The sequence below is a fragment of the Mobilibacterium timonense genome, from assembly GCF_900155555.1.
GTDB classification, from domain to species: domain Bacteria; phylum Bacillota; class Clostridia; order Peptostreptococcales; family Anaerovoracaceae; genus Allobaileyella; species Allobaileyella timonense.
Genome location: NZ_FUHN01000007.1, coordinates 405,080 through 416,896 on the forward strand (window position 1 = coordinate 405,080; position 11,817 = coordinate 416,896).

Consider the following 11,817-nt stretch of genomic DNA (forward strand, 5'->3'; position numbering starts at 1 on the left):
TCGCTATACCTCCTTAACCAGCATAAGCAGCTCCCGGAAGATACCGTCAGTCTCTTCTTCGCTGAAACCTCTCTTGAAGCTTCTGTTAAGCCCTCTGCTCTTTTTCGCCTTTTCAATGCACTCGCTGTTCCGGCAGAAATACACTCCTCTGCCTTTAGCCTTGCCAGTGGTGTCCACAGCGAGCCTCTCTCCGTCCCAGGCCACCCGTATCATGTCCTTCTGAGGATGAGACTCCATGCATCCCACACAGCGGCGCATGGGAATTTTCTTTTCCGTCATCTATTCTCCTGCCGCTTCATCAGCCTCTTCCGCCGGAGTGCCTGCATCCTCAGGCGCCTCGGCGACCTTTTCCTCATCCACGTCCTCGTATTCGTCGAACTGGAATCCGGAATTCTCCAGCTGCTCTCTGCTCTTGATATCTATCTTCCATCCGCTGACTCTTGCCGCCAGCCTTACGTTCTGTCCCTCTCTTCCGATGGCAAGAGAAAGCTGCTGCTCAGGCACGACGGCGATAGCCATCTTTTCCTGCTCGTTCTCCTCGATGTAAACGCTCTCCACTACGGCAGGTCTCAGCACGTTGCTGATCAGCACCGCAGGCTCCTCGTCCCACACTATGATGTCGATCTTCTCGCCGTTCAGCTCGTCAACGATGTTCTGGACCCTGGAGCCCCTGTTACCGACGCATGCTCCCACAGGATCCACGTCAGGATCGTGGGAGTAAACTGCGATCTTGGTCCTGGATCCCGCTTCTCTCGCTATACCCTTGATCTCCACAGTACCGTCTGCGATCTCCGGGATCTCCAGCTTGAAAAGCTCTCTCACGAGGCCCGGATGGCTGCGGGAGAAGAAGACCTGTGGTCCGTTCTTCGAGGCTTTCGGCCTGTTCGGATCCTTGACGTCCATCACGAACACCTTGATCCGGTCTCCCACGTTGAAGTGCTCTGTCTTGACCTGCTCGGATACCGGAAGTATGCCCTCAGTATTGTCGATGGCCAGGAATATTGTACCGTTGTTGATCCTCTCGATCCTTCCGGACACCAGAGTTCCCTGCTTGTCCTTGAGCCTGGAATAGGTGCTCTGCCTCTCAGCCTCCTTGACCTTCTGAACTACTATCTGCTTAGCGGTCTGAGCTGCGATCCTTCCAAAGTCTTTAGGATCGATAGGGAAATACATCTCGTCTCCCACCTCGTAGTCGGGATCGTATGACCTGGCAACTTCCAGCGATATCTGATTCTCGTCGTCCTCCGGATCCTCAACGACTTCCTTGATCAGGAACACCTGGACCTCTCCGGTCTCCCGGTCTACCTCCACCAGTGTATTTCCACCGAAGTTCTTCTCGTAGGCTGTCTTCACTGCGGTCTCAACTGCGGTGATAATCTCCTCCTTCGGGATGTTTTTCTCTCTCTCAAGCTCGTCAAGTGCATCAAGAAACTCTTTGTTCATCTTATCCTCCTAAAAAACGACTGCCAGGTTGATCTTCGACACATCCTTTCTGTCGAATGACTCCTGACCGTCATCTGTGTCTATCACTATTCTGCCGTCCTCCAGGCCCCTGAGAGTGCCCTGGAACTGCTTCTTTCCGTTTGATGCCTTATAGAGCTTCACTTCTACCAGCTCCCCGGCAAAGCGGGTAAAATCCCTGTCCTTGAGAAGCTCCCGATCCAGTCCCGGAGACTCCACTTCCAGGTCATACCTGCCGTCTATTATATCCAGATCATCCAGAGAATCTCCCAGGTAGCGGGCGACATCCTCGCATTCCTCTATGCTCACGTACCGGTCTTCGCTGTCCTCGGGCTTGTCGAGCACCACTCTAAGCTTCCAGGCCGGGCCGGCCTTCTTGTATTCCACAAGATAGACCTCAAGGTCCTTTCCATCGATATGAGACTCCACGAGTTCTGTGATCTGACTGACGATCTGTTCTCTTTTAGCCATGCTTCTCCTGTAAAAATGCATAACATAACTGAAAGAGTGGGTTGCCCCACTCTTTCTGAATCAAACGTGCATAAAGAATATATCAAATAACTCTAGTATTTGCAATGGTTTTTTGCCTGTCCAACCACATTGTGACGGTATTTTACTGGAAAAGCTCAAAAATCGATACCTGCGAGGATTCCGGCAGTCCCTCGAAGAGTCCGCAGCTCTTCAGATCGTCGATGTTCGTCTGTGAAAGGCTGGTCCTGCTCCTCACGTCATCAATGGTGGTAAAAGGCGCCTCATCGTACGCCTCGCACAGCGAAACTGCGGCGGAATGGCCGATGCCGCTGACCGCCCCGAACGGGATGTTCACAGTGCCATCCACAACGTTGAACCTGTCTGGAGCAGAAACGCCAAGGCATGGCATGGAAAACTCTATGTCGCGTGAGAACATCTCGTACATGACCTCATATACCGTGAGATGAGCCTTCTGCTTGGCCGTGATACCCGGCCCCATGGCGTACAGTGCGTCCATCTCCCTCTCCACGGCCCTGATACCACCCTTTGCGGCCTGGATGTCGAAGTCGTCGATCTTCGTAGAGAGATATGCGCAGTAGAACGCCGCCGGGTAGTGCACCTTGAACCAGGCCATTCGTATCGCCATCATGACGTATGCCGCCGCGTGCGCCCTCGGGAAAAGGTATTTCAGCGTCCTGCAGGATTCCACGTACCACTCCGGAACGCCGTGGCTGTACATGAGCTCGAGCTCGTCCTCCTTCAGTTCCCTGTTCTTTCTCACGTCCTCCATGATCCTGAAGGCGTCACTGTTGTCCAGGCCCTTGTTGATCAGGTAGTTCATGATGTCGTCACGGCAGGAGATGACCTCGTCTATCCCTGCGATGTTGTTCTTTATGATGTCCTGGGCGTTGTTGGTCCACACGTCCGTTCCGTGAGAGAATCCGGAGATCTTGATCAGGGCCGAGATGGTCTTCGGCTGTACGTCGTCAAGCATGGCCCTGGTGAAGTTCGTCCCGAACTCTGGAATGGCAAAAGTCCCGTGCTTGAACCTGTAATCCGGATTCTTGATGTTCAGTGCGTCCAGAGACGTGAAAATGCTTATGGTGGCCGGATCGTCCAGCTTTATTTTGAGCGGGTCCACTCCCGTCATGTCCTGCAGGTGCTTTATCATCTGGGGCACATCGTGGCCCAGGATATCCAGCTTGAGCAGGTTCTTGTCTATCTTGTGGTAGTCGAAGTGTGTGGTGATGATGTCCACATCCCTCTTATTCGCCGGCTTCTGTATCGGACAGAACTCGAAGATCTCGTGATCGTCAGGGACGACTATGATACCTCCCGGGTGCTGGCCCGTCGTCCTCTTCACCCCGCTGCACCCCTTCACGAGCCAGTCCATGTCGTACTTGCTCATGGGGATCTGCTTCTCCTCGGCGTAGTGCTTCACGTAACCGTAAGCCGTCTTCTCCGCTATGGTCGAAACGGTCCCGGCCTTGTACACGTTCTTTTCCCCGAAGATCACGCCCACGTACTTGTGGGCCTGCGGCTGATACTCTCCCGCGAAGTTCAGGTCGATATCAGGCTCCTTGTTTCCCTTGAAGCCGAGGAATGTGGCAAAAGGGATGTTCAGGCCGTTTTTGTTCAGCTCGTGGCCGCAGCGAGGACATTTCTTGTCCGGCATGTCGAAACCAACATCGTATTTCTCAACGTCATCTGTGAATTCCAGGTACTTACACTCCGGACAGATGTAATGCGGTCTCAGGGGATTCACCTCCGTGATCCCCGCCATGGCGGCAGCAAATGAAGATCCAACGGAACCACGGCTTCCTACAAGGTATCCGTCCTCGTTGGACTTCTTTACCAGCATCTGAGCGGCCACGTACATCACGGCGTACCCGTTGCCGATTATGGACTTCAACTCCGTGTCCAGCCTGTCCTGGATCGGCTCCGGCAGGGGATCTCCGTAGATGCTCTTCGCTGTTTCATAACAGGTGTTCTTGAGGGTCTCCTCCGCCCCGTCGATGTGCGGAGGGTACTTTTCGGCAGGCACCGGCTGGAACGACTCGCACATGTCGGCTATCTTATTCGTGTTGTCGATGACTATCTCTTCCGCACGGTCTCCAAGATATGAAAACTCATCCAGCATCTCCTGGGTGGTCCTGAGATAAAGGCTGTCGGAATTCGTATCCTTGAATCCAATGCCGGCCATTATGATGTTTCTGTTTACTGCCGCCTCCTTAGTGGGATAGTGGGAATCCGTTGTGGCCACTGTGAGCTTGCCGAGCCTGTCCGCACAATGGAGTATCTTCAGATTGTTGTTGATAAGGTCTTCTCTGGATGAAACTATTCCCTCATCTATCATGAACTGATTGTTTCCAAGCGGCTGTATCTCCAGGTAATCGTAAAAGCCGGCAAGCTTGTCCAGTTCCTCATCTGTTGCGCCGTTCTCCACGGCCTTGTATATCTCTCCCGCCTCGCAGGCACTTCCTATGATCAGGCCCTCTCTGTATTTGCTGAGGACAGATCTGGGAAGCCTCGGCTTCTTGTAGAAGTAGTCGATGTGGGAGTATGAGACCAGCTTGTACAGGTTCTTGAGGCCGGTCTTGTTCTTTGCCAGCAGGATGATGTGATATGTCTTATGTTTCTTGATGTCTATGTTCCCGTCTTCGTCCCATGCGTCCTCGTCGGGATAGAGGTATCCCTCCATTCCATAGATCACCTTGATGTTCTTTCCCTTACCTTCAAGTTTTTTTGCGGTGTTTGCCGCATCAGGGAAAGCCTGGACGACGCCGTGGTCCGTGATGGCCACAGCCGGCTGACCCCAGGCCGCCGCCTGCTCAACCAGCTTGTCCACCTCATTGAAGCCGTCGTTATCGCTCATCCTGGTGTGGACGTGGAGCTCTACCCGGCGTTTTTCACCAGGGTATCTCTCCTCCTTGCAGACGTTTGGTATAACATTGATGTTCCTGGCATCCATCAGAGCCTCGTGCTCGAACCTGTCGCTCTTGATCTTTCCAGAGACACGGACCCTGTCACCCTCCGAAAGGTTCTCGCTTACTTCCGCAAACTTTTCCGGATCCATGAAGCTCTTTACGCCCATGGCTCTGTTGTGGTCCTCGATCTCCATCATGAAGATGACGCCCTTTTTGGCATCGCCCTTGCGATCCTTGTATGAGATCTCTTTTCCCTCCATGGAAAAAACGTCTCCGTCCACAATCACCTCTTCATCTGTGTCGGTGAGGACGAAGGCATCGCCATAGCTCATTGGGCTTCCTTTTATCATGCGGCCCTTTATCACCGGCGACTTCTCTCCCGAAGAGTCACTGCTGTTATCGCTCTTTTTTTCATCGATGCGCTGAACGACAGTTCTGTCCTGCTCCAGGATCCACTCGAAGTCGAGGCCTTCGATATCCTTCATCCCCTTCATGTATTCTTTCTTCATCCGGGATTCCAGATATTTGGGCACAGAAAAATTGAGCCTGACGCTCAGTGTCAGGACTCCCGTATGCCTGTTCAGCTTCGCTTCCTGTATTTGAAAATTCAGATCTTCCGGAGCCCTGCCCTGGGACTTCGCCAGCACCTCGGGGTCCAGGACTCCTGATGGATCATTGATCATATACTACTTCCCGCTTTCCTTTCTCGTGTCTTCTTCTATCATTTCTACCAGAACACCGATCAGCTCATTCTCAGGAAGGGTGCGGACGACCTCTCCCCCGGCGATGATCAGCCCCTGGCCTCTGCCTCCGGCAATGCCGTAATCTGCATCCTTAGCCTCTCCAGGGCCGTTTACCACGCACCCCATGATGGCGACCTTGAGAGGCCTCAGCCCCAGAGTCTCTCTCTTTGCAGCCAATGGTGCCAGAGCGTCCTCAGCTCTGTTGGCGAGACCGATGAGGTCCACCTGTGTTCTACCACAGGTAGGACAGGATACGATCTCGATGCTCCTCTTTCTCAGACCTGCAGCCTCCAGTATCCTCCTGGCACAGTAGACCTCCTCTACCGGATCGGTGGTCAGCGACACCCTTATGGTGTCACCTATCCCGGCAAGCAGGAGACCTCCGATGCCTACCGCCGATTTGATTATGCCATTTCTTGGTGTACCAGATTCGGTAATGCCGATGTGGAGTGGATAGTCGGTCATGTCCTTCAGGAGCATGTGACAGTCGTAGGTCATCCTGACGTCCGTAGACTTCACGGACAGCACCAGCTGGTCGTAATCCATCTCCTCTATCATGCCGAGAGTCCTGACTGCGCTCTCCGCAAGCCCACGGGCAGTGACCCTGCCATATTTATCCACAAGGTCCTTTTCCAGCGAGCCTGAATTGACTCCTACACGGATCGGGATGTTCCTCTTTTTTGCCGCATCCACGACCAGTTTAAGCTTGTCTCTGCCGCCGATGTTTCCCGGATTTATCCTTATCTTATCGGCGCCGGCGTCTATCGCCCTGAGGGCCATCCTGTAGTCAAAGTGGATGTCCGCCACCAGCGGCATGTCGGTCTGCCTGCGCACCCTGGCAAAGGAATCTGCCGCCTCGTTGTCGGGCACCGTGACCCTGACGATCTGACAGCCCGCCTTTTCAAGCTCTCTGATCTGCGCCAGCAGAGCCTTTTCGTCTCTTGTGTCCACGTTTGTCATGGACTGTATTGAGACCGGCGCTCCTCCTCCGATGAGGACGCCGCCGCAATTCACCTGTTTAGTCATTTCTATCTCCCGTCATTAAATGAGAGAAGCCGTCACAGCAGCTTCGTTATGTCGTGCCAAGTTATGAATATGAACAGGGCAAATAGTATAGCCATTCCGGCCAGGTGCACATAACCTTCCATGGCATCCGTTATCCTGTTGCCGGACAGCTTCCGCACTATCACGAAAAGAATGCGTCCACCATCCAGTGCCGGAAGCGGCAGCAGATTTACCACGGCCAGGTTGAGGCTGACCAGCGCCACCAGATAAAGGATGGTCACGATGCCATTTGCTCTGGCCTTGTCCACGATGGTCACCAGTCCCACCGGCCCGGATACGTCGTCGGCTGTCAGCTTTCCGCTGAACAGCTGTCCGAAGGCCTTCAGCATCGACTTGTTGAGCTCCCAGGTCGCAACGCCTCCGTAGTATACACACTTGAAGACGTTCCTGGATCTTCCCGCCTGGATGCCTATTATGTACCTGCCCGTGCCGTCATCAGACTTTTCCATCGCGACAGAATAACTCTTCTCTTCACCGTCTCTGTCTACCACGATCTTCACCGGGGCGATGGGATCTGCCTTTTCCAGCTGCGTCACCGTATCTCCCCAGCTGGATACTTCGTTACCGTTCACCGAGACTATCTCGTCTCCCTGGCGGATCCCCGCCTGGTACGCCGGACCGGACTTGTCCACGCTGGACAGCTGATTCGTCGGGATGCCCATGATGGTCACAGCGATGATGATCGTGAGAAGGGCCACCAGGATATTGTTGAAGGCGCCGGCAAAAAGTATGACCAGCTTCCTCCACCACGCGGCATTTCCGAAAGCTCTGGGATCATCGTTCCCTTCCTCGTCTTCTCCTTCCATAGCGGTATATCCCCCAAGAGGAATGGCCCTCAGGGAATAAAGGGTCTCCCCCTTCTGCTTCTTCCACAGAGCGGGTCCCATGCCGACTGCGAACTCGTTCACTTTCACGCCCATCTTCTTGGCCGCTACCATGTGTCCGAATTCGTGGGGTATGACCAGGATCATGAAAAGAATTACCGTAAGTATGATCGTTATTACCATATAGTTTCCGTTCTTACAGGCCCAAGGCCTCTCTTACGTCCCTTCGCGCTCTGCCGTCCACGTCGAGGAGCTCCTCCACAGAGGAGGCCCTCCCCGCCTGATACCGATCCATAAGCGTCTCAAGGGTGTTCTGTATGTCCAGGAAGCCTATGCGGCCCTTAAGGAAGTGGTGCACGAGCTCCTCGTTCGCCCCGTTCATGTAGCACGGAGCCGTCCCCCCCTCCTTTATGGAGGAATATGCTATATCGATGCACTTGAAAACGTCTCTCCGAGGCTTTTCGAAGTGGAGCACCGGGGCTTCCGTGAAAAAGTCCAGGCTGTCCCCTCCGAAGTCCACACGCTTCGGGTATCCCAGGGCATAGCTTATCGGGAGCCTCATGTCCGGCAGGCCCATCTGAGCGATCACAGATGTGTCCTCGAATTCCACCATTGAGTGTACGATGCTCTCAGGGTGGACGTGGATCTCTATCCTCTCAGGGTCAACGTCAAAGAGCCACCTGGCTTCTATGACCTCAAGGCCTTTGTTCATCATGGTGGCCGAATCGATGGTTATCTTGTTACCCATGGACCACTTCGGATGGTTGAGCGCCTGCTCAAGAGTCACCTGCTCAAGCTCCTCCCGTGAACATTTCCTGAACGGACCTCCTGACGCCGTGAGGAGTATCCTCTTTACACCGGATCCCCCTCGGGACTGCAGACATTGGAATATTGCACTGTGTTCGCTGTCCACAGGGATGATGGAGACTCCTTTTTCCGCAGCGAATGATGTTATGATCTCACCCCCCGCCACGAGTGTCTCCTTGTTGGCGAGAGCGATGTCCCTGCCCTGAGATATGGCCTCATACGTAGGAACCATGCCGCTTATCCCCATGAGGGAATTGATGATCATGTCACAGTCAACGTGGGTGATGTCTCTCAGCCCCCGGCTGCCGCAGTACACCTGGAGCCCTGAAAACTCCTTTTCCAGAGCCATGGCATCCTCTTCTCTCTCCACGGCGACCGCCTGAGGTGAAAACTCTCTTATCTGTTCTCTCAGCTCCCGTATCCTCGACCTGCACGTAAGGCCGGCCACCTGGAACTTGTCGGGGTTGCTTCTAATCACGTCCAGGGCCTGAGTCCCTATGGACCCGGTGCTTCCCAGGATCAGTATTTTTTTCATAAACGTTCTTTCCTATCTTGCCTTCCTGTCACGTCTGTCTGTTCTTTCTGTCACGTCAGGCGCGCCTTCCATATCGTGGAATGCTACCACACGTCTATGGAAGGATGAAAACGATACTGTAATAGATGAATGGAGCAACGAAGATCACGCTGTCGAACCTGTCCATGATCCCGCCATGACCTGGTATGAGGTGACCGTAGTCCTTGATGCCCATCTTTCTCTTGAAGGCGCTGGCGGTCAGGTCTCCGCACTGGGAGACGATGCCTCCCACAAGACCCATGATCAGGCATTCGTGGAAAAGCCCCGGCATGAAGAAATATCCGAAAAGGCCTCCGAAAACGGTTGCGCCGAGCGCTCCTCCTATGGCTCCCTCGATGGTCTTCTTAGGGCTCAGGTTCGGACACAGCTTGTGTTTTCCGAAGGCGTATCCCGTGAAGTAAGCCATGATGTCGGACCCGAAGGCCGCGATGAGCACCAGCCACACCAGCTCAGAATACGCAGTGTGGTCGATGAGCACTATATGATATGTAAAGAAAACGATGTAGACGATGCCTGTGAGGGTGGCCATGGAATCTTCCGGGGACCTGTTCACTATGTCCCAGCCGTACAGAAGGGAGGCCGTGATGGACAGGAGGATCCAGCCCATGAGGAACACAGGGTTATGACCGTTCACCAGGAAACCAACGTAAAGTATGGTTATCATGCAGTATGCGATCTTCCTGGACGGGCGTATTCCCATGTTGTTGAATCCGTTAAAGAACTCCGTCACTCCTATGTAGGATACAAGCGCCGCCGCGATGAGCAGCGGGATCCCGCCGAAGTATACAACCAGGAGCAGGGGTACCATGCATATTCCAGATATTATCCTCGTCTTCATTGCTACTTATCTTCCTTTTCTCTCCCGCCGAACCTTCTGTTGCGGTGAGTGTATTCATTCAGCATCTCTCTGTATTCGTCCTCTGAAAAGTCAGGCCACAGCGTATCTGTGAACATTAGCTCGCTGTATGCCGACTGCCACAGCAGGAAGTTGGACATCCTCTCTTCCCCGGAGGTCCTTATGACCAGATCCGGATCCGGGATGTCACAGTGAAGGGATCCCGTGTACAGGTGAGCGCTGATCTCTTCCTCGGTAACATCTCTGCTGATCCCTGGTCCGTTTGTGACCTCTCTGTCTGCGAGCAGTTCGTTCACTGCCTTGACGATCTCGTCTCTCCCGCCGTAATTCAGCGCGATGTTGAAGTTCATGCCATTGCAGTGTTCGGTCTCCTTGAGGAGCTTGTCTATGCTCTTCACGGAATCGTCCGGGAGCATGCTGTAGTCTCCCAGAATGTTGATGTGGACGTCGTTCTCCACCAGCTCGGCCAGCTCGGACCTCACATACTTTACTATGAGCTTGAAGATGCCCGAGACCTCCTCGGTGCTCCTCTTCCAGTTTTCCGTGGAAAAGGCATACACTGTAAGGTTTTCGATCCCCATGTTCGAGGATGCGATCACTATCCTCTTCATAGCCTCCATTCCGGCATTGTGCCCCATGAGGCGCGGAACGCCTCTCTTCTTTGCCCATCTGCCGTTCCCGTCCATGATGATGCCAACAGAACGCGGAATATTGTTTTCTCCAGCCATTTTATCACCTTCATTCAATAACAAAGCAAACGTGACCGCAGCCACGTTTGTCTTTCTTCCCAGCCAGTTATACGGCCATTACTTCCTTGTCCTTGGCCGCGACCATCTCATCGATATCCTTGATGGCCTTGTCGACGGTCTTCTGGATATCGTTCATGGCGGACTTCACATCGTCCTCAGTGAGCTCTCCGTCCTTCTGCTGTTTCTTCAGCGCTTCGTTTTCTTCTCTTCTGACGTTTCTGATGGCGACCTTGGCTTCCTCGCCGTATTTCTTTACGCTCTTGGTCAGTTCCTTGCGCCTCTCCTCTGTAAGGGTAGGCATTGCCAGTCGGATGACCTTCCCGTCGTTGCTTGGATTGATGCCGATGTTAGCTTCGTTGATGCCCTTCTCTATGTTCGAGATCGACTTCGGGTCGAACGGTGTGATCAGAAGGGTCCTCGGATCAGGCACGGAAACGTTCGCCAGTGCCTTGAGCGGAGTCGGAGATCCGTAATAATCCACCGTGACCCTGTCCAGGAGAGAAGGATTTGCCCTTCCCGCCCTTATCGTATTCAGGTTCTCCTTCAGGTTCTCTTTGGTCGCCCCGATCTTTTCTTCCAGTGTCTTCTTGCTGGCCATTGTCTTACCTCCATCAGTGAATAAGAGTACCGATATTCTCACCGTTGATAACTTTCATCATATTATGCCCCCCTCTGAGTCCGAAGACGTAGAGGTTGATGCCGTTGTCCTTGCAGAGGGTCGCCGCGGTGAGATCCATGACCCGCAGCTCCTTTTCCACTATATCCATGTAAGTCAGCTCCGTATACCTCTGAGCATCCGGATCCTCTTTCGGGTCGGCGGAGTAGACCGCGTCCACGTTCTTTGCCAGGAGGATCACTTCAGCTCCGATCTCGGCAGCTCTCAGTGCCGCCGTGGTGTCTGTGCTGAAAAAAGGACTTCCCGTTCCGCAGCCGAAGATCACGACTTTGCCTTCTTTGAGGTAGTCCAGGGCTTTTCTCCTGGAATACCCTTCAGCCATGTCCCTGATCTCGATGGCAGTCATGACCTTGGCCTCGCATCCGATGGAAAGGAGCACATCCTGCAGTGCCAGAGAATTCATAACGGTGGCCAGCATGCCCATGTAGTCTGCAGTGGCTCTGTCAAGGCCTTCGCCTGTCCTTCCCCTGAAGAAGTTGCCCCCTCCGACTACGATGGCGACCTGCACTCCCAGATCGCTTATCTCCTTGATCTGCTTCGCAGTGTCCAGGGTGACCTCAGGGTTGACGCCGAATTTATCATCGCCCGCCAGTGCCTCCCCGCTGAGCTTTATGAGCACTTTTCTGTACTTGACCGCCATATGAATTCTCCTTTTCCGTATCTG

Annotated in this window: 11 protein-coding genes; all 11 read right to left on the reverse strand. The window is 53.7% G+C overall.

The window, feature by feature from the left end:
- Nucleotides 1-3 precede the first annotated feature (3 nt).
- Nucleotides 4-279 (reverse strand): RNase P modulator RnpM, encoded by a 276-nt coding sequence (gene rnpM / locus BQ7382_RS04890; RefSeq protein WP_077390993.1) that lies wholly within the window; start codon nt 277-279, stop codon nt 4-6.
- Nucleotides 280-1,443 carry a transcription termination factor NusA gene (gene nusA, locus BQ7382_RS04895; RefSeq protein WP_077390994.1) on the reverse strand — a complete coding sequence of 388 codons (1,164 nt, stop codon included), beginning with the start codon at nt 1,441-1,443 and terminating at the stop codon, nt 280-282.
- 9 nt (nt 1,444-1,452) lie between these two features.
- Entirely contained in the window at nt 1,453-1,932 is a 480-nt protein-coding gene (locus BQ7382_RS04900) for a ribosome maturation factor RimP (RefSeq protein WP_159437230.1), read from the reverse strand.
- A 142-nt stretch (nt 1,933-2,074) separates the two neighbouring features.
- The gene (locus BQ7382_RS04905) at nt 2,075-5,542 is read right to left on the reverse strand and encodes a PolC-type DNA polymerase III (protein ID WP_077390996.1); all 3,468 of its coding nucleotides are present in this window, start codon (nt 5,540-5,542) and stop codon (nt 2,075-2,077) included.
- Between the two features lie 3 nt (nt 5,543-5,545).
- Nucleotides 5,546-6,628 (reverse strand): flavodoxin-dependent (E)-4-hydroxy-3-methylbut-2-enyl-diphosphate synthase, encoded by a 1,083-nt coding sequence (gene ispG / locus BQ7382_RS04910; protein ID WP_077390997.1) that lies wholly within the window; start codon nt 6,626-6,628, stop codon nt 5,546-5,548.
- A 32-nt stretch (nt 6,629-6,660) separates the two neighbouring features.
- Nucleotides 6,661-7,674: an RIP metalloprotease RseP gene (gene rseP / locus BQ7382_RS04915; RefSeq protein WP_077390998.1), complete on the reverse strand. Its 1,014-nt coding sequence runs from the start codon at nt 7,672-7,674 to the stop codon at nt 6,661-6,663.
- Between the two features lie 13 nt (nt 7,675-7,687).
- Nucleotides 7,688-8,833: a 1-deoxy-D-xylulose-5-phosphate reductoisomerase gene (locus BQ7382_RS04920; RefSeq protein WP_077390999.1), complete on the reverse strand. Its 1,146-nt coding sequence runs from the start codon at nt 8,831-8,833 to the stop codon at nt 7,688-7,690.
- A 94-nt stretch (nt 8,834-8,927) separates the two neighbouring features.
- On the reverse strand, nt 8,928-9,710 hold the full coding sequence (locus tag BQ7382_RS04925) for a phosphatidate cytidylyltransferase (RefSeq protein WP_077391000.1): 783 nt from the start codon (nt 9,708-9,710) through the stop codon (nt 8,928-8,930).
- A gap of 2 nt (nt 9,711-9,712) precedes the next feature.
- Complete coding sequence (locus BQ7382_RS04930; RefSeq protein ID WP_077391001.1) at nt 9,713-10,456, reverse strand: isoprenyl transferase; 744 nt, start codon at nt 10,454-10,456, stop codon at nt 9,713-9,715.
- Nucleotides 10,457-10,523: 67 nt separating this feature from the next.
- On the reverse strand, nt 10,524-11,075 hold the full coding sequence (frr, locus tag BQ7382_RS04935; protein ID WP_077391002.1) for a ribosome recycling factor: 552 nt from the start codon (nt 11,073-11,075) through the stop codon (nt 10,524-10,526).
- 13 nt (nt 11,076-11,088) lie between these two features.
- On the reverse strand, nt 11,089-11,793 hold the full coding sequence (gene pyrH, locus BQ7382_RS04940) for a UMP kinase (RefSeq protein WP_077391003.1): 705 nt from the start codon (nt 11,791-11,793) through the stop codon (nt 11,089-11,091).
- Nucleotides 11,794-11,817 lie beyond the last annotated feature (24 nt).